This is a genomic window from Leisingera sp. SA215 (assembly GCF_055902035.1).
In genome coordinates, this window is record NZ_JBVVXU010000018.1 from 1 (window position 1) to 24315 (window position 24315).

General features: G+C 61.7%; 25 protein-coding genes. 11 read left to right on the forward strand and 14 right to left on the reverse strand.

What is annotated here, in order from left to right; all coding sequences use genetic code 11:
- Positions 1-71: 71 nt before the first annotated feature.
- The 3 genes from tuf to parC form a co-directional block, all read right to left on the reverse strand.
- Complete coding sequence (tuf, locus tag AC0KW6_RS16310) at positions 72-1247, reverse strand: elongation factor Tu (RefSeq protein ID WP_323776164.1); 1176 nt, start codon at positions 1245-1247, stop codon at positions 72-74.
- A 123-nt stretch (positions 1248-1370) separates the two neighbouring features.
- A complete protein-coding gene (locus AC0KW6_RS16315) occupies positions 1371-1970 on the reverse strand; it encodes a hypothetical protein (protein WP_323776165.1) in 600 nt (199 codons plus the stop codon).
- A gap of 127 nt (positions 1971-2097) precedes the next feature.
- On the reverse strand, positions 2098-4446 hold the full coding sequence (parC, locus tag AC0KW6_RS16320; protein WP_323776166.1) for a DNA topoisomerase IV subunit A: 2349 nt from the start codon (positions 4444-4446) through the stop codon (positions 2098-2100).
- A gap of 241 nt (positions 4447-4687) precedes the next feature.
- On the opposite strand from parC, the gene AC0KW6_RS16325 reads away from it, so the two are divergent.
- From AC0KW6_RS16325 to AC0KW6_RS16350, 6 genes are all read left to right on the forward strand, one after another.
- Complete coding sequence (locus AC0KW6_RS16325; RefSeq protein ID WP_474035418.1) at positions 4688-5362, forward strand: SH3 domain-containing protein; 675 nt, start codon at positions 4688-4690, stop codon at positions 5360-5362.
- Between the two features lie 36 nt (positions 5363-5398).
- Complete coding sequence (locus AC0KW6_RS16330; protein WP_474035419.1) at positions 5399-6229, forward strand: SDR family NAD(P)-dependent oxidoreductase; 831 nt, start codon at positions 5399-5401, stop codon at positions 6227-6229.
- A gap of 74 nt (positions 6230-6303) precedes the next feature.
- On the forward strand, positions 6304-6507 hold the full coding sequence (locus tag AC0KW6_RS16335; RefSeq protein WP_323776169.1) for a twin transmembrane helix small protein: 204 nt from the start codon (positions 6304-6306) through the stop codon (positions 6505-6507).
- 6 nt (positions 6508-6513) lie between these two features.
- Positions 6514-7086 (forward strand): cob(I)yrinic acid a,c-diamide adenosyltransferase, encoded by a 573-nt coding sequence (locus tag AC0KW6_RS16340; protein ID WP_474035420.1) that lies wholly within the window; start codon positions 6514-6516, stop codon positions 7084-7086.
- A 285-nt stretch (positions 7087-7371) separates the two neighbouring features.
- Positions 7372-8130: an electron transfer flavoprotein subunit beta/FixA family protein gene (locus AC0KW6_RS16345; RefSeq protein ID WP_323776171.1), complete on the forward strand. Its 759-nt coding sequence runs from the start codon at positions 7372-7374 to the stop codon at positions 8128-8130.
- Complete coding sequence (locus AC0KW6_RS16350) at positions 8130-9059, forward strand: electron transfer flavoprotein subunit alpha/FixB family protein (protein WP_323776172.1); 930 nt, start codon at positions 8130-8132, stop codon at positions 9057-9059. The genes AC0KW6_RS16345 and AC0KW6_RS16350 overlap by 1 nt, the downstream gene beginning before the upstream one ends.
- 77 nt (positions 9060-9136) lie before the next feature.
- Here AC0KW6_RS16350 and AC0KW6_RS16355 read toward each other — a convergent pair whose 3' ends face one another.
- The gene (locus AC0KW6_RS16355) at positions 9137-9958 is read right to left on the reverse strand and encodes a DUF6473 family protein (protein WP_323776173.1); all 822 of its coding nucleotides are present in this window, start codon (positions 9956-9958) and stop codon (positions 9137-9139) included.
- 152 nt (positions 9959-10110) lie between these two features.
- Between AC0KW6_RS16355 and AC0KW6_RS16360 the strand changes: the two genes are divergently transcribed.
- Complete coding sequence (locus AC0KW6_RS16360; RefSeq protein WP_323776174.1) at positions 10111-10986, forward strand: 3-hydroxybutyryl-CoA dehydrogenase; 876 nt, start codon at positions 10111-10113, stop codon at positions 10984-10986.
- A 91-nt stretch (positions 10987-11077) separates the two neighbouring features.
- On the opposite strand, the gene AC0KW6_RS16365 is transcribed toward AC0KW6_RS16360, so the two are convergent.
- Genes AC0KW6_RS16365 through AC0KW6_RS16395 form a run of 7 tightly spaced genes read right to left on the reverse strand, consistent with a single transcriptional unit; the run spans position 11078 to position 16475 of the window.
- Positions 11078-11971 (reverse strand): lysophospholipid acyltransferase family protein, encoded by an 894-nt coding sequence (locus tag AC0KW6_RS16365; protein WP_323776175.1) that lies wholly within the window; start codon positions 11969-11971, stop codon positions 11078-11080.
- Between the two features lie 33 nt (positions 11972-12004).
- Complete coding sequence (locus AC0KW6_RS16370) at positions 12005-12274, reverse strand: HPr family phosphocarrier protein (protein WP_024088502.1); 270 nt, start codon at positions 12272-12274, stop codon at positions 12005-12007.
- Positions 12275-12277: 3 nt separating this feature from the next.
- Positions 12278-12682: a PTS sugar transporter subunit IIA gene (locus AC0KW6_RS16375; RefSeq protein ID WP_323776176.1), complete on the reverse strand. Its 405-nt coding sequence runs from the start codon at positions 12680-12682 to the stop codon at positions 12278-12280.
- 9 nt (positions 12683-12691) lie between these two features.
- Positions 12692-13570, reverse strand: a complete 879-nt coding sequence (gene rapZ, locus AC0KW6_RS16380) for an RNase adapter RapZ (protein WP_323776177.1) — start codon at positions 13568-13570, stop codon at positions 12692-12694.
- Entirely contained in the window at positions 13563-14000 is a 438-nt protein-coding gene (locus AC0KW6_RS16385; protein WP_323776178.1) for an HPr kinase/phosphorylase, read from the reverse strand. The genes rapZ and AC0KW6_RS16385 overlap by 8 nt, the downstream gene beginning before the upstream one ends.
- 2 nt (positions 14001-14002) lie before the next feature.
- Positions 14003-15718, reverse strand: coding sequence for a sensor histidine kinase (locus AC0KW6_RS16390; protein WP_474035421.1), 1716 nt, complete (start codon positions 15716-15718; stop codon positions 14003-14005).
- Positions 15719-15770: 52 nt separating this feature from the next.
- Positions 15771-16475 (reverse strand): response regulator transcription factor, encoded by a 705-nt coding sequence (locus AC0KW6_RS16395; RefSeq protein WP_323776180.1) that lies wholly within the window; start codon positions 16473-16475, stop codon positions 15771-15773.
- A 343-nt stretch (positions 16476-16818) separates the two neighbouring features.
- Between AC0KW6_RS16395 and AC0KW6_RS16400 the strand changes: the two genes are divergently transcribed.
- Positions 16819-18417, forward strand: coding sequence for a phosphoenolpyruvate carboxykinase (locus AC0KW6_RS16400; RefSeq protein ID WP_474035422.1), 1599 nt, complete (start codon positions 16819-16821; stop codon positions 18415-18417).
- A 177-nt stretch (positions 18418-18594) separates the two neighbouring features.
- Positions 18595-19278 (forward strand): methyl-accepting chemotaxis protein, encoded by a 684-nt coding sequence (locus AC0KW6_RS16405; protein WP_323776182.1) that lies wholly within the window; start codon positions 18595-18597, stop codon positions 19276-19278.
- Here the strand turns inward: AC0KW6_RS16405 and dgt are convergent.
- The 3 genes from dgt to AC0KW6_RS16420 form a co-directional block, all read right to left on the reverse strand.
- On the reverse strand, positions 19269-20630 hold the full coding sequence (gene dgt / locus AC0KW6_RS16410; RefSeq protein WP_323776183.1) for a dGTP triphosphohydrolase: 1362 nt from the start codon (positions 20628-20630) through the stop codon (positions 19269-19271). The genes AC0KW6_RS16405 and dgt overlap by 10 nt on opposite strands.
- Before the next feature lie 63 nt (positions 20631-20693).
- On the reverse strand, positions 20694-21590 hold the full coding sequence (locus AC0KW6_RS16415; protein WP_323776184.1) for a cation diffusion facilitator family transporter: 897 nt from the start codon (positions 21588-21590) through the stop codon (positions 20694-20696).
- A 22-nt stretch (positions 21591-21612) separates the two neighbouring features.
- Complete coding sequence (locus AC0KW6_RS16420; RefSeq protein ID WP_474035423.1) at positions 21613-22380, reverse strand: TSUP family transporter; 768 nt, start codon at positions 22378-22380, stop codon at positions 21613-21615.
- Here AC0KW6_RS16420 and AC0KW6_RS16425 point away from each other — a divergent pair.
- Both AC0KW6_RS16425 and AC0KW6_RS16430 read left to right on the forward strand, forming a co-directional pair.
- The gene (locus AC0KW6_RS16425) at positions 22280-22522 is read left to right on the forward strand and encodes a hypothetical protein (RefSeq protein WP_474035453.1); all 243 of its coding nucleotides are present in this window, start codon (positions 22280-22282) and stop codon (positions 22520-22522) included. The two genes, AC0KW6_RS16420 and AC0KW6_RS16425, sit on opposite strands and share 101 nt — an antisense overlap.
- 3 nt (positions 22523-22525) lie before the next feature.
- Positions 22526-24211 (forward strand): acyl-CoA dehydrogenase family protein, encoded by a 1686-nt coding sequence (locus AC0KW6_RS16430; protein ID WP_323776186.1) that lies wholly within the window; start codon positions 22526-22528, stop codon positions 24209-24211.
- The last annotated feature ends 104 nt before the right edge of the window (positions 24212-24315 follow it).

Below are 24315 nucleotides of genomic sequence, written 5' to 3' on the forward strand. Positions count from 1 at the left end.
ATCTCACCTGAGTGGCTCCCGGCGATTTTCCTGCGGAAAACCGCCTGCCGCCACCAGACGGCAAAGCCGTCTTACTCGGTGATTTTCGACACGACGCCGGCGCCGACGGTGCGGCCGCCTTCGCGGATCGCGAAACGCAGGCCGTTTTCCATCGCGATCGGGGCGATCAGTTCAACGTCGAACTTCAGGTTGTCGCCCGGCATCACCATCTCGGTGCCTTCCGGCAGGGTCACGGTGCCGGTCACGTCGGTGGTGCGGAAGTAGAACTGCGGACGGTAGTTCGCAAAGAACGGCGTGTGACGGCCGCCTTCTTCCTTGGTCAGGATATAGGCTTCGGCTTCGAACTTGGTGTGCGGGTTCACCGACTTCGGTGCGCACAGAACCTGGCCGCGCTCAACACCGTCGCGGTCGATGCCGCGCAGCAGGGCGCCGATGTTGTCGCCGGCTTCACCGCGGTCCAGCAGCTTGCGGAACATTTCCACACCGGTGCAGGTGGTGGTCTGGGTGTCGCGGATGCCGACGATTTCGATCGAATCGCCAACGTTGATCACGCCGCGCTCGACACGGCCGGTCACAACGGTGCCGCGGCCGGAGATCGAGAACACGTCTTCAACCGGCATCAGGAACGGCTGGTCAACAGCACGCGCCGGGGTCGGGATGTATTCGTCGACAGCCGCCATCAGCGCCTTGATCTTCTCTTCGCCGATTTCAGGCTTGGTGCCTTCCATTGCGGCCAGAGCCGAACCGGCGATGATCGGGATATCGTCGCCCGGGTAGTCATAGGACGACAGCAGCTCGCGGATTTCCATTTCCACCAGCTCCAGCAGCTCTTCATCGTCGACCTGGTCGACTTTGTTCATGAAGACAACCATGTGCGGGATGCCGACCTGGCGGCCCAGCAGGATGTGCTCGCGGGTCTGCGGCATCGGGCCGTCAGCAGCGTTCACAACCAGGATCGCGCCGTCCATCTGCGCCGCGCCGGTGATCATGTTCTTCACATAGTCAGCGTGGCCGGGGCAGTCGACGTGGGCATAGTGGCGGGTGTCGGTCTCATACTCGACGTGGGCGGTCGAGATGGTGATGCCGCGGGCTTTTTCTTCCGGTGCGCCGTCGATCTGGTCGTAGGCTTTGAAGTCACCGAAGTATTTGGTGATTGCTGCGGTCAGCGTGGTTTTGCCGTGGTCAACGTGGCCGATGGTGCCGATGTTGACGTGCGGTTTTGTACGCTCAAACTTTTCCTTAGCCATTCCTTAGGCGCCCTTTTGAAACAGGGGTCATGCATTGACCCGGTTACCTCTGCGCGGGCGGATTATTTGGTTTGAGCGGAAAAATCAACCCGTTCCTGCTTGACGGAGACGGAATTCGCACGGCTAGCCGGCTGCCGCCGGCGCGGCAGCATCCGCAGCGGCGCCGCTGCCGGGGGCCGCCGCCGGGCGCGGTGCGAACCATCCCTCTTCCTTGTGCTGCTCCGCCATCCATTCCTCGACTTTGTCGGCAATATTGACCGCCAGCCCCTGGATCTGCTGTTCCTTGGTGCGCGCATGGCCGGACCCCAGCAGCGCGCTTTCGCCCGTGGTGCTTTCAAAGATCTCCATCTGGTGCTTCTTGGCCAGGAATTTCTTTTCCGCCACGTCATAGACAAAGACGTTCACCACCACGGCGCTTTTGGGCGAGAACAGCACCGGCACGCCGGGCGGCGCCAGCATGAACCCTTCCAGCGTTACGGCCACATCATATTCCTGCGCGCCCTGATACCGGCGCAGGCGGGTTTCCAAGGCGTTCTTGATCGCCGCATCCCATTCGCTGTGATCCGCATTACGGGACAGCGGCCATTGCAGCGCTTTCTCAGTATAGACATGCGTTACCCGCGCCTGAAACGCGCCGAGGTCCTCGGGCGCTTCGTCGAGCCGGGTTTCACCGCAGGCGGCGAGCAAGCCAAGTGCTGCCAGAATGGAAAGAATGCGGATCATGGACACCCCCAAAGGAAATTCGGTCCCGCCCAGATAGCCGGGTAAAGCGCAGCGGGTAAAGGTCTGGAAACAGCCCCCCCCGCGCAGGTGGCGCGGGGGGCACAGAGTGAAGCGGAACAATGCCGCCCTATTTGAACTTGTAGTCGCGCGGGAAGCCGTGCGGCGGGCGCTTGCCGATCCCGGCCCGCTTGCCCAGCCATTGGCTGAGGTCGGCCTCGTGCCGGGTCTTGCCGCCGCCCATTTCCCACTTAAGGCCGTCATCCCAGTTGAATGTGGTGATGTCGCTGAGACCGCCGTCCAGTTCCAGCGCCCCCTGCTTGCCGCGAGCCATGTTGTATTTCTGCAAGCGCACGCCTTTGCCGCGGGTGAGTTCCGGCATCTCCTCGACCGCGAACACCAGGAACTTGCCATTTTCCGAGACAATGGCGACGTGGTCGCCTTCGACCGGGATACAGATCTTGGCGTGGTCGTCATCCTTGACGTTCAGCACCTGCTTGCCGCTGCGGGTCTGGGCGACGATTTCCTTTTCGGCGCAGATGAAACCGTTGCCCGCATCCGAGGCGACCAGCAATCGGCCCTCGGGGTTGTGGATCAGAAGGTCGACGATCTCAGCTTCGTTGGGCAGATCGACCATCAGACGCAGCGGTTCGCCCATGCCGCGCCCGCCCGGCAGATTCGAGGCTGACAGCGTGTAGAAACGGCCGTTGGAGCCGAACACCAGCAAACGGTCGGTGGTTTCCGCATGGAAAACAAAACGCGGGCCGTCGCCGTCCTTGAACTTCAGTTCGCGGCTGAGGTCGATATGGCCGGTCATGGCCCGGATCCAGCCCATCTGGCTGCACACAACAGTGATCGGTTCGCGGTCGATCATCGCTTCCAGCGGGACATCCTCGACCTCGCCCGCTTCGGCAAAGCGGGTGCGGCGGGCGCCGCCGGCGTAGTCCTTGCCGAACTGCTTCTTGGTCTCTTTCAGCTGCTCGGAAATGCGGGACCACTGCAGCCCCTCCGAGCCCAGCAGTTCGACCAGCCCGGCGCGTTCCGCACGCAGGGCGTCGCGTTCGCGGACCAGTTCGATCTCTTCCAGTTTGCGCAAAGACCGCAGGCGCATGTTGAGGATCGCCTCGGCCTGCACTTCGGTCAGTTCGCCGGCGCCCTGGGCCGGAGTGATGTAATCGGCTTCGGTAAAGGCGCGCGGGTGGTCCGCGCTCCAGTCCTCCCGGATCAGGGCGGCCTTGGGGTCCTCGTCATAGCGGATGATGTCGATCACCCGGTCGAGGTTCAGGAAGGCGATGATGAAACCTTCCAGCACCTCCAGCCGGTGGTCGATCTTTTCCATCCGGTGCTGCGAGCGGCGCTGCAGCACGTCGCGGCGGTGGTCGAGAAAGGCGCGCAGCACCTCTTTCATCGAGCAGACCTTGGGGGTCACCCCGTCGATCAGCACGTTCATGTTGAGGCTGAAGCGGATTTCCAAGTCCGAGTTGCGGAACATCATGTTCATCAGAACCTCGGGGTCCACGTTCTTGGACTTGGGTTCGAGGATGATGCGGATGTCGTCCGCCGATTCGTCGCGCACATCCGCAAGAATCGGCACCTTCTTGGTCTGAATCAGCTCGGCAATCTTCTCAATCAGCTTGGATTTCTGGACCTGATAGGGAATCTCGGTGACCACGATCTGCCACTGGCCGCGGCCCAGGTCCTCGACCTCATGGGTGCAGCGCAGGCGGAAGGAGCCGCGCCCGGTGCTGTAGGCCTTGGCGATGTTTTCCTTGGGCTCGACGATGACGCCGCCGGTCGGGAAGTCCGGCCCTGGCACGTAGTTCAGCAACGTGTCGTCGCGGGCATCCGGGATTTTGATCAGATGGAGACAGGCGTCGATCAGTTCAGCGATGTTGTGCGGCGGGATATTGGTCGCCATGCCGACCGCGATACCCGCGGCACCGTTGGCCAGAATGTTCGGGAAGGTCGCGGGCAGCACCGCCGGTTCGGTCAGGCGGCCGTCATAATTGTCGCGGAAATCAACCGCGTTCTCATTGAGGCCGTCCAGCATTGCCTCGGCAACAAAGGTCATCCGCGCCTCGGTGTAGCGCGAGGCCGCCGGATTGTCGCCGTCGATGTTGCCGAAGTTGCCCTGGCCGTCCACCAGCGGGTAGCGGACGTTGAAATCCTGCGCCAGGCGCGCCATCGCGTCATAGATCGCGGCGTCGCCGTGCGGGTGGAAGTCCCCCATGGTGTCGCCGGAGATCTTGGCCGACTTTAGAAAACCGCCAGAGGAGCTGAGCCGCAGGCGGTTCATCGCATAGAGAATCCGCCTATGCACCGGCTTCAGCCCGTCGCGCGCATCCGGCAGCGCCCGGTGCATAATAGTGCTGAGCGCATAGGTCAGATAGCGCTCGCCAATGGCGCGGCGCAGCGGTTCCAGGATTTCGCCTTGTTCGGGGGCGGACGGCATGTCGGGGTCTTCTACCAGATCGGTCATGGATTGGTGATACTGCCGACGCCGGAATTGGTAAAGCGGGCGCAGGCGAAATTCGCACTGTCCTGCGCCGCTCCAGCTGCGGCAGATGCGGTTTGGGGGAGAAGCCGGCCGACTCTCCCCTGTTTCCGCGGCCTTAACCTGCCCTAGATAAAAAGGAACCAGGCAGCAGCGCCGCGCGTTTTTTCTTGAACAAATGCAATTCTGTGCAGCTGCCCGCGTGGTGGTACTAGGGGGACCGGTTATGTCGCGATTTATTATTGTCTCTTTCGCTTTTCTGGGCTGGGGCTTTTATGAACTCAGCGGGGGGGCTGACTTCGAGCCGCGCAAGGAGCGGCCGGACACCCTGGAAATTGCCAAAGCGGCCTTTGCCGCACCGGGTGAGACCGGGCAGGACAGCCGCAGCAGCCGTGGCGGCGAGAATGCCAAATCGCTGATTCGCAACGTGACTTTTCGCCCGACCGGCAGGGAGCAGGAGGCAGCAGAGCCTGTGCGGCCGGCCGCAGACCCGCAATTGCAGTCGCGCGTGGCGCTGCGGCAGATCACACAAGCCGGTCTTGCGATCAGTGACAGCAGCACCGGGTTTCCGGCGGTTGCGGGGCACGCCGGTCCGGACGGCCCGCTGCAGCTGGCATCGCTGGAAGGCGGAATTTCCGGGATTCAGGCCGCCTCTGCAGGATCTGAGATGCTGGCTGAACCCAGGCCAGAACCGGATAAAGACATCCGCCAGATCAGAGCGTCGCGGGTCAACATGCGCCAGGGGCCGGGCACCAATTATCCGGTGATTGCGCGCCTCCTGGGCGGGGACGAGGTCATCGTGTTTGAGGACAGCGGCACCGGCTGGCTGCACCTGCGAGCACCCGGCAAGGGCAAGGCCGGCTGGATTGCCGCTTCCCTGGTGAGCAAGAAACGCCCATAACTGCGGCGGAGCATTCCCGGGGCAAGAGGCGGCTGCATGAAAAAATCCATCCTGATTACAGGCTGCTCCTCGGGGATCGGCCTGGATGCAGCCCGCGGCATGCGCGAGCGCGGCTGGCGGGTGTTTGCCTCCTGCCGGCAGCAGCGCGACTGCGACCGGATGCGTGCAGAAGGGTTCGAGAGCCCGCGGATCGATTACACCGATCCGGAGAGCATCACCGCAGGCCTTGGCGAAGTGCTGGACGCCACCGGCGGCACCCTTGACGCCTTGTTCAACAACGGGGCCCACGGGCTGCCGGGCGCGGTGGAGGACTTGCCGACCGACGCATTGCGCACCATCTTCGAAGCGAATTTCTTCGGCTGGCACGAGCTGACCCGGCAGGTGATACCGGTGATGCGCCAGCAGGGGCACGGGCGGATCGTGCAGAATTCCTCAATCCTTGGGTTTGTCAGCTTTCCCTGGCGGGGCGCCTATGTAGCGACCAAATACGCGTTGGAGGGGCTGACCGACACCTTGCGGGTGGAATTGAAGGGGACCGGCATCCACATGGTGCTGATCGAGCCCGGTCCGGTCACCTCGAAAATCCGCGAAAAGTCGATCCCGCATTTCGAGCGTTTTATCGACTGGAAGGCCTCGCCATTGCGCGATCTCTACGAATCCCGCCTGCTGAAGCGGCTTTATGAAAGCAAGGGACCGGACCGGTTCGAGCTGCCTGCGTCTGCGGTTACGGCCAAGCTGGCGCACGCCTGCGAATCCCGCCGTCCGCGCGAACGCTATTTCGTCACCACCCCGACCCATATCGCGGGGTTCCTGCGCCGGATCCTCAGCACAAGGGCAATTGACCGCATCCTGGTGAAGCTCGGATAGCGGATTCACGGTCGCCAACGGACCGGACGCAGGGTAGAGGAAGGCACAGAATTGATGCGCCTATGAGGGACAATATGAGCGATCCGCTGTACTATCTGGGACTGGCGGCTGTTGCCGCCGTGGTTGTGGCACTGGTCGTCGGCATCGGCGGCTTTGGCAAAGGCGGCGAGTTCAACCGCAAGAACGCAAACAAGATGATGCGCCTGCGCATCCTGTTTCAATTCATTGCGGTAGTGGTTCTGCTGGCCTACGTCTATCTGCGCAGCAAGGGAGGATAACCTGCAATGGTCGTTCTGAACAAAATCTACACCCGCACCGGCGACAAGGGTGAAACCGCACTGGGCAACGGCGATCGCGTGGCCAAGCATTCGGCGCGGGTCAATGCCTATGGCACCTCGGATGAACTGAATTCTTTTGTCGGCGTGGCACGGCTGGAGGCCGAGGGCGACATGGATGCCGCATTGGCCCGCATTCAAAACGATCTGTTCGATCTGGGCGCCGATCTGTGCCGGCCGGAAATGGAAAAAGACGCCGAGGCTGAATACCCGCCGCTGCGGGTGGCCGTGGCGCAGGTTGAGCGGCTGGAAGCAGAGATCGACGGCATGAACAAGGACCTGGGTGCACTGCGCAGCTTCATCCTGCCGGGCGGTTCGAAACTGGCGGCGCATCTGCACGTCTGCCGCACCGTTGCCCGCCGCGCCGAACGGCTGGCCACCGACCTTAGCACTTCTGAGGAGGTGAACCCGGCTGCGGTCAAATACCTGAACCGGCTGTCGGACTGGTTTTTTGTCGCAGCCCGCGCGGCGAACAACGGCGGCAAGGACGATGTCTTATGGGTTCCGGGCGCCAACCGCTGATTCCCCTGCCTGCGGCCTGATTCGCGATTTCGTGCCGGTTTTCGGCCGATCCCGCGGGCAACGCGTCATTTGCCTGCCCGCGGCGGCGTTAATCCGGCAGGCAATTTTCCCTCCGGAAACATTCTTGCAAAAATGATGTTCCAAATCCGCAAACGCGACGTCGGCGTGCGCTAACGTGACGATTTTGCCCTGTTGCAGGCGCACACCAGCCGGTATCAACGCAGCGAGAGCATGGAGGGGAGTCGCCCAAAGGCGGCTTGCCGTTTGTTAAGGAGAGAACGCAAAATGAAGGTACTTGTGCCTGTCAAGCGCGTGATTGACTACAACGTGAAGGTCCGCGTCAAAGCGGACGGCAGCGGTGTCGATCTCGCCAACGTGAAGATGTCGATGAACCCCTTCGACGAAATCGCCGTCGAAGAAGCCATCCGTCTGAAAGAAGCCGGCAAGGCTGACGAGGTGATTGCGGTTTCGATCGGCGTGAAGCAGGCCCAGGAAACCCTGCGCACCGCGCTGGCGATGGGCGCCGACCGCGCCATCCTGGTTGTTGCTGCCGACGACGTGCATACCGATATCGAGCCGCTGGCGGTTGCCAAGATCCTGGCCAAAGTGGTCGAGGAAGAACAGCCGGGCGTCGTGCTTTGCGGCAAGCAGGCGATCGACAACGACATGAACGCAACCGGCCAGATGCTGTCGGCGCTCTTGGGCTGGTCCCAGGGCACCTTTGCCTCTGAACTGGACATCGAAGGCGACAGCGCCAAGGTGACCCGTGAGGTCGACGGCGGCCTGCAGACCATTTCCGTGAAGATGCCCGCCATCATCACCGTGGACCTGCGCCTGAACGAGCCGCGCTATGCGTCGCTGCCGAACATCATGAAGGCGAAGAAAAAGCCGCTGGCCGAGAAAACCGCCGCCGACTACGGCGTCGACGTCACGCCGCGCCTGGAAATCGTCAAGACCGAAGAGCCGCCGGCACGCGCCGCAGGCATCATGGTCGGTTCCGTCGACGAGCTGGTTGAGAAACTCAAAGAAGCGGGGGCTGTGTAATGGCTGTTCTTCTCCTTGCTGAAGTGACCGACGGCGCGCTGGCGCTGGACGCAACCGCAAAAGCCGTGGCCGCTGCCTCCAAGCTGGGCGACGTGACCGTTCTGGCCGCTGGCGCCTCCGCTGCTGCGGCTGGCGAAGAAGCTGCCAAGATCGCAGGCGTTGCCAAGGTACTGGTTGCCGAGGACGCATCGCTGGGCCACCGCCTGGCGGAGCCGACCGCGGCGCTGATCGCCGGCCTGGCCTCCGACTTTGAGCACATCGTTGCACCGGCCACCACCGACGCCAAGAACGTTCTGCCGCGCGTTGCCGCGCTGCTCGACGTGATGGTGATCTCGGACGTGTCCGGCATTGTCGACGGCAGCACCTTCGAGCGCCCGATCTACGCCGGCAACGCGATCCAGACCGTGAAGTCGAACGACGCCAAGAAAGTCGTCTCGATCCGCACCGCGTCCTTTGATGCAGCCGGCGACGGCGGGTCCGCTTCGGTCGAAACCATCTCGGCCGCGGCAAACCCGGGCCTGTCCGAATGGGTCGAAGACAAGGTTGCCGCAAGCGACCGTCCCGAGCTGACCTCGGCCGGCATCGTTGTTTCCGGCGGCCGCGGCGTTGGCTCCGAGGAAGACTTCAAACTGATCGAAGGCCTGGCCGACAAGCTGGGTGCCGCAGTTGGCGCCTCCCGCGCTGCCGTCGACTCGGGCTACGCCCCGAACGACTGGCAGGTCGGTCAGACCGGCAAGGTTGTTGCCCCGGACCTGTATATCGCTGTCGGCATCTCCGGCGCGATCCAGCATCTGGCCGGCATGAAGGACTCCAAGGTCATCGTGGCGATCAACAAGGACGAAGAAGCACCGATCTTCCAGGTTGCCGACTTCGGCCTGGTTGCCGACCTGTTCGACGCCGTCCCGGCGCTGACCGCGAAACTGGGCTAAGCCCTGTCCGGCAACCGACCAATCAGAAAAGGCCCGCCATCCGGCGGGCCTTTTTGCGTCCCATACCAGCGGTGCGCTTATTTCCGGATCAGCGGCGTAAGACGGTCTGCCAGAGCACCGGCAATCCGCAGGTGTTCCTTCGGGCCGATCATATGGCGGGCGGCAGGCAATTCCATTTGACCAAAGATCATGCCGCCGATGTCCTGTGCAACCGCCGCCGAAGAGGCTCTGAGCTCCAGCACTCCTTGCACCTTGGGGCGCAAGGCATCGGCCATGAACCGGTCGACCAGGACCGGTTCCTCAGGAAAGCCGGCTTCGGCATCCAGCTCATAGCGGAGCCATAGCAGCAGAACACGGCCTTCAAGTGCCTCGACCAAAACACTCATCCGCTCAATCCAGCTGCGCTGCAGCTGTTCCTGCACCTGCGCAAACCGCTGGCCGGAGATGTCCCGCAGGGTGCACAGCAGATGCTTGTTGAAATGAAAATCCGTGAAATCCACTTCCGGGTAAAGCGTCTTGAGGGCCGCGTGGGCCTGCAGAAACCGGTCATTGCGGCGCGGGTGCACCCGGTAATAGGGGTTCGAGATGTTCTGCGCGCCCAGCATCTGCACCACAGATACATCCGCCTGCCTGGCAATCCCGATCAGGGAGTCATCCTGCGCGAAACTGTCCAGCCCGGCATTCACACTGCCCAGGTTGATGCAGTCCAGTCCAAGCTGAGTTTGGAGGGAGTCGACAAAGGGAAATTCAACGAATCGCCCGTAAACTTCGGTTCCACCAAGAAACGCGACATAGGGCTTGTCCAGGGACCGTTGCGGGCCCCGGACCAGCAGCCTGGAACGCCCATATCTGCATGGTTCCCCCGAAAGCGCCCCCGCGCTTTTGAGTTCATAGCTCATTTCACCACCATTTTTCACCCGAGACTCACCTTGCCTTGCAAGGATTTCAAATTCCCTAAAGTGAGAATTTGCCTTAAATCCATCCCGGCTGCCCTTGTGCCTGCCCTTCGCCCGCCAGTAAGGTTGCGGCAGATATTTCAGGAGCCTGTGGCATGGAAATTCAGAAGGTTGGAGTGATTGGCGCCGGGCAAATGGGCAATGGCATAGCCCATGTTCTGGCGCTTGCCGGGTATGAGGTCGTGCTGAACGACGTCAGCCAGCAGGCGCTGGACGGGGCTCAGAGCCTCATTCACAAAAACTTGGCCCGCCAGGCTAGCAAGGGAAAGATCCCCGAGGCCGAGGCGGAAGCTGCGCTGGCGCGTATCACCCTGTCTCTGAAGCTTGCCGATGTTGGCGCAACCGATCTGGTGATCGAAGCCGCCACCGAGCGGGAAACCGTGAAACAGGCCATTTTCGAGGATCTGCTGCCGCATCTGCAGCCGCACACGATCCTGACGTCCAACACGTCGTCGATCTCGATCACCCGGCTGGCCAGCCGCACCGACCGGCCGGAACGCTTCATGGGGTTCCATTTCATGAACCCGGTGCCGGTGATGCAACTGGTTGAATTGATCCGCGGGATTGCCACGGATGAGCCCACCTTCAACGCTTGCCAGGAAGTCGTCGCACGCCTGGGCAAGACGTCTGCCAGTGCGGAAGACTTCCCGGCCTTCATCGTCAACCGGATCTTGATGCCGATGATCAACGAGGCGGTCTATACGCTTTATGAAGGGGTTGGATCGGTCAAATCGATCGACGAATCGATGAAACTGGGGGCGAACCACCCGATGGGGCCGCTGGAGCTGGCGGATTTTATCGGCCTGGATACCTGCCTGGCAATCATGAACGTGCTGCATGACGGGCTGGCGGATACCAAATACCGCCCCTGCCCGCTGCTGACGAAATACGTCGAGGCCGGCTGGCTGGGCCGCAAGACTGAGCGCGGGTTTTATGACTACCGCGGCGAAACCCCGGTCCCGACACGCTGACCTGAACCGGCAGGAGGGGGCCAGCCCCCTTCTTGCCCGCACAGCCAGTTCTCCTCCGGGATTTTATTCGCACGGAGCAGAAGCGGGGCGGTCAGTCCTGTTTGCCCAGGTTAAGCGTGTGCTCGCGCAGCCAGGCCATAAAGCCCCGCGGATCGCTTTGCAGTTGTTCCATCTGCGCGTCCGTCAGCGGCTTGCCCACAACCGGCGCCTGCGGCTTGTTGCAGGAGCGGACAATCTCACGCAGTAGCAGCCCCTGACGCAGGATCGGGGAGATCCGGCAGGCAATCTGGTACCAGCGTGAATTGTGGCCTGGGAAGTATATCGGCACCACCCGGGCCCCGGAGCGGCGGATCAGCTGCGCAGTGAAGACATTCCATTCGCGCTCGACCGCCGGGCCGAACCAGCTGTCGGAGGACATAACCACGCCGGACGGGAACAGCGCCACCGCGCCGCCCTGCTTGAGAAAGGTCATCGTCTTGGCCCGCATGTCGACCATCTTGCGTTGGGCTTCGGGGTCATGCGGGAAGGGCACCGGAATCATGAAGGAGGTTGCCGCCTCGTCCAGGCCGGTCAGAACCGAGCGGGTCAGAATACGGTAGTCCAAGCGGCGGCGGCCAATCAGATCCGCAAAAATCATACCGTCGACCATCCCATGCGGGTGGTTGGCGACAATCACCACAGGCCCGTCTTCGGGGATATTATTGATCTGCTCTTCCGGCGTTTGCAGATCGATGCCCATTATGTTGAGCGCCCCCCGCCAGAACTTCTGGCCGCGGTATTCCGCGTTCTGCTTCTCGAATTTGCTGACCATGCGCAGGATGGTCAGTTTCCCGGTGCACCATTCGATGGTCTTGATTGCCAGCGACGTCCAGCGGTCGTCAAAGGAATTGGCATAGGTCAGCGTGCGGCGGTCATAGACCTCGCCCGTTTGATCAGCGGCTTCCGGCGCGGCGCCGGTATTCCTGTCGTGTGCGGTATCCGCCAATGTGCCTTTTCCCGTTCCGTCGCCTGCGCCGAGCTAGTAGCCCTCGCCGAACTTGCCGGCCACAAGGGCCTCCAGCGCATGCGCCAGCGCATCAGCATCGGGCCCCGAAGTCTCGACGTCAATAGTCGTTCCTTTCGAGGCTGCCAACATCAAAAGGCCCATAATACTGTCGCCCGAGGCGGACAGCCCGTCCCTCAGCACCTCTGCCGTTGCGTCAAACGCTTCGACCACCTCGACCAGTTTGGCGGAGGCGCGGGCGTGCAGCCCCTTTTCATTGATAATTTTCAGCGTCTTCAAAGCCATTTATTATGCCTGCTCCCCGTCAGGGTTTACGTTTTGCGCGTTTATGTACTTGCGCCCGGCCTCCATTGCCTGCCGGACCGCATCAGCCACTGGCAGGTGGCGGGATTTTGCCAGTTTGATCAGCATTGGCAAATTGGCACCGTACAGAATACGGCGATCCGCCGGGGCGCAAGCCTTGAGACTGAGGTTGGACGGAGAGCCGCCGAACAGGTCTGTGACCACGACAACGCCGCCGCCGCTGTCCACCTCATTGGCAGCCTTGCAAATCTCATCCTGCTTGTGGTCCCGGTCATCCTCCGGGCCGATGGCAATGGCCATCAGGCACGGCTGAGGACCCACAACGTGTTCCACAGCGGCAAGATACTCCCTTGCCAGCCCGCCATGCGCTACAATCACAATCCCGATCAACCCGGCCTCTCACTTCTTTTGCTGGCCTTGCAGCTCGCGGTGTCTAATTGACACTTGCAGACCATCTTCCGCAAGAGCTTTGGCCAGGGTTTCCGCCATCGTCACCGACCTGTGCTGTCCGCCGGTGCAACCGAAGGCTATCGAAAAATGCGATTTTCCCTCCGCCCGGTAGGCAGGCAGCAGCAGGCGGGTGAGGTCCAGCACCCGGGAGAAAAATGGGGTGAACCGGCTGTCTGACTTAACATAGTCCTGTACCGCCTTGTCCGTCCCGTTGTGCCGGCGCAATTCGGGCCGCCAATAGGGGTTGGCCAGAAAACGGCAGTCGAACACCATGTCGATGCCATGCGGCATTCCACGTTTGTAAGAGAAACTTTGCACCGAAAGTGCGAGCGCCCGGCCTTCGGGCGCGAACCAGCGTTCAATCTCCGCCTTCAGCTGGTGGACATTCATGTCCGAGGTCTCCAGCAGGATATCCGCCCGGTCCCGGATCGGCGCCATCAGATCAAGCTCGCGGCGCACGCCCTCACCCGGCGATTCCGCAGGCGCCAGCGGGTGGCGGCGGCGGGTCTCCGAATAGCGGCGCAGCAGCACATCAGGCTTCGAATCGAGGTACAGCACGGTCAGCTCCACCTCGCGGCGGCCTGACAGCATGTCGATCACATCCAGCAGCGCCCGTGGCGAAAAATCCCGGTTGCGGCTGTCCAGCCCCAGTGCCATCGGGCGCGGTGCCGCAGCAGCATCGATCAGGCCGGGCAACAGCCGGAGCGGCAGGTTGTCGATCGCTTCAAAACCGAGGTCTTCAAGCACGTTGATCGCCGTTGTCCGCCCCGCCCCGGAGGGTCCAGTGACCAGCACTGCCGGGACCGCCTTTTGTTCCGCTTCACGCATCGGGGTCCAAAGCCCCGCATCTGAGATACTGCATCAGGGCCGGAGCGAAATGCGCACCCTCCACCCGCTTGAGCCGAGGCACCTCCTGCCCCAGCAGAAGCGTGTTGTGCCGCATCGGAAGGCGTTCTGTTTCGGCCTCATCCAGGTCCACCAATGCCGCCACCGGTACAGGGCTGCGGATCTGCGCGCGCAGCAGGCCCATGTACCGCGCCTCGATCAGTCCGCGGATCGGCTCTGGGACGCTGGCGACCACCTGCCCGTCCAAAAGCTGCAGCAACACCCGGTCATCGGCAACCAGCTGGGCGCCAAAGGCCATCAGCTGCAGTGCCAGCGCGGATTTTCCCTGCCCGGAGGTGCCAGTGATCAAAAGCCCCCGCCCCTCCATCGCGACGCAGGAGGCATGCAGGATAAGGCTTTCTGTATCAGACATGGCTACACCGGCAGACCAACCACAAACCGCGCCCCCAGCGGTTCCGATGTCACATCCGCCTCAGTCGGGCGAATGTTTTCGGCCCAAACCACGCCGCCGTGCGCCTCGACAATCTGTTTCGAGATTGCCAGACCGAGTCCTGAATTGTTACCGAAATGCTCCACCGGGCGCTGCGAGTAGAAACGTTTAAAGATCTTCGACAACGCCTGCTCCGGGATGCCAGGGCCAGTATCCTCGACCACGATCAGCACCCGGTTGGCACGGCGTCGCGCCCAAACGCGGATGGCGTCGCCCTCCTCGCAGAAGGAGATCGCATTGGTGATCAGGTTGACAAAAACCTGCGCCAATCGTGCTTCAAGGCCTTGCAGCTGAATGGGCTGGGCGGGCAAGTCCGTGATATAATCGATCCCCTTGGCACGTGCATCTTCCCCCAAGTATTGGTTGAGGTTGCCCAGCATGGCCAGCAGATCAAAGTCCTCTTCCTCTTCCTTGACCAGCTCGGCATCCAGCCGCGAGGCGTTGGAAATATCGCTGACCAGCCGGTCCAGGCGGCGGACATCGTGTTCGATCACATCCATCAGCTTTTCGCGCTGGTCATCACGGTGGACCATGCGCAGCGTGCCGACGGCCGATTGCAGGCTGGCCAGGGGGTTCTTGATTTCATGCGCCACATCGGCAGCGAATTGCTCATTGCTGTCGATCCGGGAGTACAACGCTTTGACCATTCCGCGCAGAGCCCGGCTCAGCCGTCCGATTTCGTCCGGCCGGGCAGACAGATCGGGAATCCGGATCCGGCCAGGATTGGACTGGCGGCTGCCGCGCTCTCGGCCAAGCTCGGCTGCCTCGGCGAGATCGGCCAGCGGGTTGGCGATGGTCGAGGCCAGCACCAAGCTTAGCCCGACCGAGACCAGCAGGGCGACGACAAACATCTGCAGCACCCGCTCCTGCTCGCCTCGCACCAGAGCATCCACTTCGCCAGTGGGGGAGGTCAGCGCGATGACGCCGGCTGCCTTGTCATTGTGCATGATCGGCGTTGCCGCGGAGATCACCCAGCTGCCGGTGGTGTCAACCACAGTTTCAATGCCGGTGCCGCCGTTCATGGCCCGGTCGACCAAACCGCCCAGCCGTTCCTCTAAGGCCGGCCCTAACGCGGCGGAATTGGCAGCAGCCGCACCGCCGCCATCAGCGATGCCCCACAAGGCCGAAAGCGCATCGCTGATCAGCGTGCGGCTTTGGCCGCTGTCGTTCAACACGTTCAGGGCATCGCTGCGGTCGACACCCTTGATGCTGGAAATCAGATTGCCGGTGGTGTCGAACACAAAGGCCTCGACGCCGCTGCGCAGGCTGAGCCGCGCCAGGGTGTCCTCCACCTGGATGCCATCACCTGCGGCAAAGCTGACCGCGCCTGCGGCCGGCATTTCGGCCTCAAATACATCCGCTGCCAGCATCGCCTCCGACACCAATGTGCCCGCCCGCTGTTGCACCAGGCTTTGACGCGAGGAATTCAGATACAGGATTCCGGTGACCAGGATGATCAAGGCGATCAGGTTGAAGGTGATGATCTTCCGGGTCAGCGGCGACCCCTTGAGCGAAAAAAGCCCCCGGCGCGCGCGCTTAACCTGCATTTCCCGCGTGACGGATTGCTCAGGGGTGACCCAGTCTTCCCCTAGAACAACATCGCCGTCCTGCTGGCGTTGCGTAATGCTGGTATCGCGCATGCGCGCCCACTCCTTCGGCCCGGAGGCAAACTGCCCCGCTGAAACGTGCCGTTTATTCTTCGTTATAACGGTAACCGATTCCATAAAGGGTTTCGATGGCCGCAAAATCCGAATCTGCGCTGCGCATTTTCTTGCGCAAGCGCTTGATGTGGCTGTCGATTGTGCGGTCGTCGACATAGACTTGATCATCATAGGCCACATCCATCAGCTGGTCGCGGCTTTTTACAAAACCCGGCCGCTGGGCCAGCGCTTGCAGCAGCAGGAATTCGGTGACCGTCAGGGACACGTCCCTGCCCTTCCAGGCGACCGCGTGGCGCAGCGGGTCCATGCGGAGGTTGCCGCGCTCCATGACCTTGGCTTCCGGACTGGCCGTACCTGCCTCATCATTGCCAAGCGCCTCCTGACGGCGCAAAAGCGCCCGGATCCGTTCAACCAGCAGCCGCTGGGAAAACGGCTTTTTCACATAATCATCCGCGCCCATGCGCAGTCCCAAGACCTCGTCGATCTCATCGTCCTTGGAGGTGAGGAAGATCACCGGCATCTGAGATTTCTGGCGCAGCCGCTGCAACAGGTCCATGCCATCCATGCGCGGCATTTTGATATCCAGCACCGCCATGTCCGGCAGCTTCTTATTGAATGCGTCCAGCGCCGCCTGGCCGTCGTTATAGGTTTCCACCTCAAAGCCTTCGGCCTCAAGCGTCATGGAAACGGATGTCAGGATGTTCCTGTCATCATCTACCAATGCAATCTTTGACATCGGAATTGCCCCTAATCTGCTCTGTTATGTTTTGTTTTTTACCACTTTCATCGCCGTTATGGTGCCCCGAATCAATCCCATTTGAAGAATCGGGGCGATCTTTGGTCCCGATTAGGGCAAAAATACCTTAGCGTCTGCTGAACAAGCGGCCACCGGCACCGGCCTAAACTGATGGTTGCGCTAAACATTGCCTTGGTGGCGCTAACTGGGGAGGACCGGCCTGTTCACTGCCCAAAACGACGTGTTAAGACCCAGCCACCGGCAGCGATGCCGTTTTCTATTGCCCCACTGGCGCAGCCGCGCAGCCTGCGTGCCGCCCGCGCCGCCACAGGAGAAAAAACGCATGACATCTGGACGGGTTAACCCGCAATTCCGCCTCGAGGATCAGGGCATCGAGGGTCTGGGGAATGTCTACTACAACTTCATGGAGCCAGCGCTGATCGAAGCTGCTCTGAAACGCGGCGAGGGCACGCTCGGCAATGGCGGCGCATTCCTGGTGACCACCGGCAAATTTACCGGCCGCTCCCCCAAAGACAAGCACGTCGTCAAATCCGACAGCGTCCGCGACTCCATCTGGTGGGACAACAACGCAGCGATGAGCACGGAAGGCTTTGACGCGCTTTATGCCGACATGCTGGAGCATATGAAGGGCAAGGACTACTACGTCCAGGACTTGGTGGGCGGCGCTGACCCGGCCCATGCGATCAATGTCCGCATGGTGACCGAGCTGGCCTGGCACAACCTGTTCATCCGCACCATGCTGCGCCGTCCCGACCGCGAGGACCTGGATGATTTCATCGCTGATTTCACCGTCATCAACTGCCCTGGCTTCCAGGCCGATCCCAAGAAGCATGATTGCCGCTCTGAAACCGTCATCGCGATGAATTTCGACCGCAAGATGATCCTGATCGGCGGCACCGAATACGCAGGCGAGAACAAGAAATCCGTGTTCACTCTGCTGAACTACCTGCTGCCGGAAAAGGGCATCATGCCGATGCACTGTTCCGCCAACCACGCCAAGGGCAACCCGGTCGACACCGCCGTGTTCTTCGGCCTCAGCGGCACCGGCAAGACCACCCTGTCCGCCGACCCCGACCGCGTCCTGATCGGCGATGACGAGCATGGCTGGGCGTCCAACGGCACCTTCAATTTTGAGGGCGGCTGCTACGCCAAGACCATCAATCTGAACGCTGAAGCCGAGCCGGAGATCTATGCCACCACGTCGAAGTTCGGCACCGTGATCGAGAACATGGTTTTTGATCCGGAAACCAAGGCGCTGGATTTCAATGACGACAGCCTGACTGCGAACATGCGCTGCGCCTACCCGCTGCATTACATTTCCAATGCCTCAAAAAGCGCCCGTGGCGGCCACCCGAAGAACATCATCATGCTGACCTGTGATGCCTTCGGCGTGCTGCCTCCGATCTCACGGCTGACCCCGGCGCAGGCGATGTACCACTTCCTGTCGGGCTTCACCTCCAAGGTGGCCGGCACCGAGCGCGGCGTGACCGAGCCGGAGCCGACTTTCTCCACCTGCTTCGGCGCACCCTTCATGCCCCGCCGCCCCGAAGTCTACGGCAACCTGCTGCGTGAAAAGATCGCCCAGCACGGCGCGACCTGCTGGCTGGTCAACACCGGCTGGACCGGCGGCGCCTATGGCGTTGGCAGCCGGATGCCGATCAAGGCGACCCGCGCGCTGCTGACCGCCGCACTGGACGGCTCGCTGGCCGAGGCTGAGTTCCGCAAGGACAGCAACTTTGGCTTTGACGTACCGGTCACGGTGCCCGGCGTGCCGGAAGTGCTGCTGGACCCGCGCCGCACCTGGGACGACCAGGAAGCCTATGACCGCCAGGCGGCCAAGCTGGTTCAGATGTTCTCCGACAACTTCGGCCAGTACCTGCCCTATATCGACGAGGATGTGAAAGCAGCCGCCATCGGCTGATCCCCTTTTCAACATCCCTCCGACTCCTGAAAACCCCGGCCCCGCGCCGGGGTTTTTCATTCCAGGAAATAATTTTTCTAGTAAACGCTTCCTTAACCCCTCCAGCGCAATTCTTCCGCAAAGGCAGCTTTACGGCAGCTGTGCAAAATTTTTCGCCAATTCCGGGGAGAGGTCAGAATGGACAAAGAGGCTTTAACGGTTTTCAACAGCATTTTCAGTTCCGGCAGCGCCTTTGTGTACCGCTGTGCCAATGACGAGAATTTCACGATGAAATTCATGGCCGGGCAAATCGAAAAGCTTTGCGGCTGCCCCAAATCGGACATCCTAGGAAATGCAAAGGTATCCTACGTCAGCTTGACGCACCCCGAGGACATCGACCGCGTCTTTGCCAATGTGGACGCCGCCATCGAAGCGCGGGAGAACTGGGACGTCGCCTACCGGCTGAGCCGGCCGGACGGCACAGCCGCCTGGGTGCGCGAGCGCGGCAATGCGGTCTATGATGACAGTGGCGAAATGGTATACCTTGAGGGGCTGGTGGTGGATGCCTCGGCCGAAGTCAACCTGCGCAAGGAACTCGAGAACACCTTGCGGAAGACCGAAGCGGACAATGCCGAAATCCTCAAGCTGGCAGAGAATATCCTGCGGTCGGTTCAGAAACTTTCGATCCTGGCCATCAATGCGGGTATCGAGGCCGCCCGGGCCGGAAAGGCCGGACAGGGCTTTGCGTTTCTGGCGCGTGAAATCAAGGCGCTGGCCGACGAGAACAACGCTTGGGCAAACCGGATCACGGATCAGATGGCGGGCCGGGACAGCTCAGCCCGCGACAAGATCATGCGCGCACGGGCACCGGATCAGACCTGAAGCGAGCCTGTGACCATGTCCCGGACCTTGACCGCATAGCGGTCAGTCGTGCCGGAGACAAAGTCTGCAAGCGAGTGCATGGCCGTATACGGGTCTTCCACCCCGCGCAAATCCAGATCCACGGCGCGGATCAGCTGCTTCCAGTGGGGGTGTTTCTTGGCCAGCCGTTCCTGATCCCACGCACAGGCAGCGAGATCGGCATAAAGACCCTGAAAGTGATCGAGAAGGCGATGCAGCACCTGGCGGCCGGCAACTTCCAGCTGTGTCTTGCGGCGCGCTGCAAAGATCCGCTCCACCGACAAACGCTGCAGTTCGGAGAAGGAGTCTGCCTTGGCAGAGGCGCCGATCAGATCGCCGTCGAACTCGCCGCTCATAATAGCGTCATAATTATCCATGAACGCCTGCACTGCCGCGCTGGTGGCAGCCCCGATTGATAAGGCACGCAGCAGGGCGACCCGGTCATTCAGCGGCATGGCCGCGTCTTCCTCACGGTTGCGTTTGCCGGTGATGTCCTCCAGTACCGCTGCCACGTCGGAGCGGTCCAGATCGCCGACCGCGCCTGCATCTTCGATGTCCATGATCCGGTAACAGATATCGTCCGCCGCCTCGACCAGAAATGCAAGCGGATGCCGGCGGTACCAGCCTGCACCTTCGCGCAGCATGCCAGTGGCTTCGCATATTTCGTCGAGCAGTCCGGTGTCAGAGGCAAAGACGCCGAATTTCTTGAGGCCTGTATAGGGCGCCGGACCGTCACCGCAGACGGCATCACGCACCAGCCGGGTGCAGGGGTATTTCAGGAAGGCGCCCAGTGTTGCATAGCTAAGCCGCATACCGCCCTCGCGCCGCGCCATTTCCAGCCGCCCGGCGATCCGCAGCCCTTGGGCGTTGCCTTCGAAATGGGCAAACTCAGCCTGCTGGTCCGCCGGGATCCGGGCAGCCAACCCGTTTCCGGACTGAAATTGCGCTGCAAACCAGCCGCCGATGCTGTCCTCGCCTGAGTGCCCGAAGGGCGGGTTGCCGATATCATGCAGCAGGCAGGCAGCCTGCACGTGGCCTGCAATGCGCAAAACCTGATCTGGAGAGATGCGGCCTTCCTGCAGCAGAGCATGGCCGGCACTGGTGCCGAGCGACCGGCCGACGCTGCAGGTCTCCATGCTGTGAATCATCCGGTGATGCACATGGTCGTGGCTGTACAGCGGATGCACCTGGGTCTTCTGCGCCAGACGGCGGAAGGGTTCGGAGAACAGGATGCGGTCATAGTCCTGCAAATAGGCCTCGCGGCCCGGAGCCTCGGGATAGTCTGGACGGCACAGCCGCCCCGGATTCAGCAGCCTGTTCCACTCCATCGCCATTTGCCTGCTCCTTTGCCTGTTTGAAGGCGGTTAAACGGGAGGCCGGGCGGAAATGCAATCGCTTCAGCGCGGCCTGATCCCGGCGGGTTCCAGCTTATGCTCGGGCTCCACGTGAATCACCGGCTGCGCGTCGGGGATGGAGGCCGTCAGCGCGGCCTCGACCCGGTCGCAGATGTCGTGAGCAGCCCGGACAGACATGGCGCCGTCGACCACCATGTGGAACTCGACAAACAGGGCGCGGCCGGCGCGGCGGGTCTTCAGCCCATGCACCTGCATCGCCCCATTGGCGGTAGTATGAATGATCTCCTCGATCCGGGCGCGCTCGCCTTCGGGGGCAGCTGTGTCCATCAAGCCGTTCACCGATGCCGCAATCACCAGCCAGCCTTCGCGCAGGATATTGATCGCAACCAGGATTGCCAGCAGCGGGTCAAGCACTGCCCAGCCGGTGGCCAGCGCCAGCACCAAGCCGGCCAATACCCCGGCCGAGGTCCAGACATCGCTCATCAGATGCCGCCCGCCCGCAGACAGCGCCGGTGAATGCAACCGGCGTCCGGCCTGCAGCAGCATCCGCGCCCAAGCTAGGTTCACCCCCATTGCCACCGCATTGACCACCATTCCCGCTGCGCCCCATTCGGCTGCGGCCGGGCGGCTCAATGCATTCACGGCTTCATGCACAATCACCAAAGCGGCGATGACAATCATGGTGCCTTCAGCCACAGCAGAGAAATATTCAGCCTTGTGATGGCCATAGGGATGGCCCGCATCCGGCGGCCGCTGGGCGTAGCGCACGGCAAACCAGGCCATTACGGCGCCGCCGATATTCACCAGCGACTCCATTGCATCCGACAGCAGCGCGACCGACCCGGTCATCATCCAGGCTGCCGCCTTCAACCCCATGACCGCCAGCGCGATCAAGATCGAGCCTGTTGCAAGCTGCTCCGCGCTCAGCCTTTGGTGCATGGTCCGTTCCTCCAGCCCCTGATCACATCAGCAAGCCGCGGCGCAGCAGATTCACCCCTGCAATCAGCAGAACCACCAGCGTTGCACGGCGGAACAGCACTTGGTCGATCCGGTCATGCAGCTGCCCGCCCACCCACATGCCTGCCACGGCCGGCACAATCAGTGCCAGCGAGAACGGTGCAGTATCCGCCCGCATCACACCTGAGCCGATATGCGCCGCCAGCAACGCCACGGCTCCAAGGCCGTAGATCACTCCCTGAACGCGGATTTGCTCTGTCTTTTCAGTGCCGAGCGCAGTCAGGTAGGCAACCGTCGGCGGCCCCCAAATCCCGGAAACCCCGCCAATAAGCCCGGCGACCCCGCCCACGGCAGCTTCGCTGCGGCGGGTTGGCTTGCGGATAGAGAATGTCTTTCCCATCAGCTGGAGCAAGGCAAATCCCGTGACCGGCACCCCGATTGCCAGCAGCAGTGCTTGCTGCGGCAACAGGCGCACGGACTGAGCGCTCAGCAGCATGCACAACAGCCCCGTCAGCAGAAACACCCGGAATTTCCGGATCGAGCCTATCGCGGCCCGCGGTCCTTGACGCAGCGCCTGCATCCCGTTGGCCACCAGTGTCGGAAGAATCAGCCCAGCCAACGCCAGGTCAGGCTGCAGAAACACGCTGAGACCGGAGATGAAGATCATAGGCATGGCAAAACCGATCAGGCCTTTGACCGTGCCCGCCAGCAATGCAATGCCAAAGGCCGCTGCCAGCTCTGCCGGGGAAATGAGAAAAAAGAATGCTGTCATATACCCGATCTACCACATCCGCAGCGTGCTGCACTGGCAAAATGTACGCGCAAGATTTGATCCAAATGCCGCAGCAAGGAGTATTTTTGTTGCGCTGCACCTGCAAAATGATTTACCACCGAGCGACCGGAAAAGGATCTGATTCATGGCCCACGACGGACAGGACTTGCATATGAAACCGACACTCATCCCCGACCTGCTGGCGCTGACCGCCGCATCCCTGGAACCTCTGAACCAGCTGCTTGAGGCCGCCCGCGCCTCGGTCAGAGACATGGTGAGCGAAGATGGCCGTGTCTCCGGCCGCCTGGTCGAGGAGAACCAGGTGGCTGCACACGGGCTGTCATGGCTTGCAACCTATGTCTACAGCCTGCGGCAGATGCAGAAATGGGCCGAGAAGCTGCTAGGTGAAGGCAAGTTCGGCGAAATGGAACAACTGATCCATCAAATCGGCTTTGGCGAATACCTGTCGCAGGTCTATGGCGGCATCCAGATGAACCAAGGCGAGATTATCCGCCTGCAGGATCTGGGCCTTTCCCAGGACGCCCAGAGCGGGCTGATGGTGCCCGCAGTGATGGTGCTCTGCGAGCAGGGCAACAGCCAGGCCGCACGCACCCGTCTGGTAGAGCTGATGGAGGCGCAGGCAGGAGCCACCATGTTCGGCACTTCCGGGCTGGAAGAAGAACTGGAAATGATCCGCGACCAGTTCCGCCGCTATGCGGTTGAAAAGGTCGAACCGCACGCCCATGACTGGCATCTAAAGGATGAGCTGATTCCGCTGTCGGTGATCGAAGAGCTGGCGGAGATGGGCGTATTCGGCCTGACTATCCCCGAGGAATACGGCGGTTTCGGCCTGTCCAAAGCCTCAATGGTGGTGGTATCCGAAGAACTGTCGCGCGGCTATATCGGTGTTGGCTCGCTGGGCACCCGTTCGGAAATCGCGGCCGAGTTGATCCTCTGCGGCGGTACTGACGAACAGAAGGCAAACTGGCTGCCGAAGCTGGCCAGCGCCGAGATCCTGCCCACTGCTGTCTTCACCGAGCCGAATACCGGTTCCGACCTCGGATCTTTGCGCACCCGCGCGGTGAAGGACGAGAACGGCGACTACAAAGTGACTGGCAACAAGACCTGGATCACCCACGCTGCCCGAACCCATGTGATGACCCTGCTGGCGCGCACCGATCCGGATACAACCGACCACCGCGGGTTGTCGATGTTCCTGGCGGAAAAGACACCCGGCACCGATGAGGCCCCGTTCCCGACCGAAGGCATGACCGGCGGTGAGATCGAAGTGCTCGGTTACCGCGGCATGAAGGAATACGAACTGGGCTTCGACAACTTCCACGTAAAGGGTGAAAACCTCTTGGGCGGCGAGGAGAACAGGGGCTTCAAGCAGCTGATGGAGACCTTTGAATCCGCCCGGATCCAGACGGCGGCCCGTGCCATTGGCGTGGCCCAGTCGGCGCTGGATATCGCCATGCAATACGCGCAGGACCGCAAGCAGTTCGGAAAATCTCTGATTAACTTCCCGCGGGTCTCGGGAAAGCTGGCGATGATGGCGGTGGAGATCATGATCGCCCGCCAGCTGACCTATTTCTCGGCCTGGGAAAAGGACCACGGCCACCGCTGCGACCTGGAGGCCGGAATGGCCAAGCTGCTGGGTGCGCGCGTTGCTTGGGCTGCTGCGGACAACGGACTGCAGATCCACGGCGGCAATGGCTTTGCGCTGGAATACAAGATCTCACGCGTTCTTTGTGACGCCCGGATCCTCAATATTTTTGAAGGGGCTGCGGAAATTCAGGCTCAGGTCATCGCCCGCCGCCTGCTGGGTTAACCTGCTTCAGTCCCCAGCTGCGAACGTACCCCTTCTGGCCCGGCGCTTGCGCCGGGCTTTCCCATTTCCCTAAAATGCCCCTCGGAATGCGGCCTGTTTGCAAT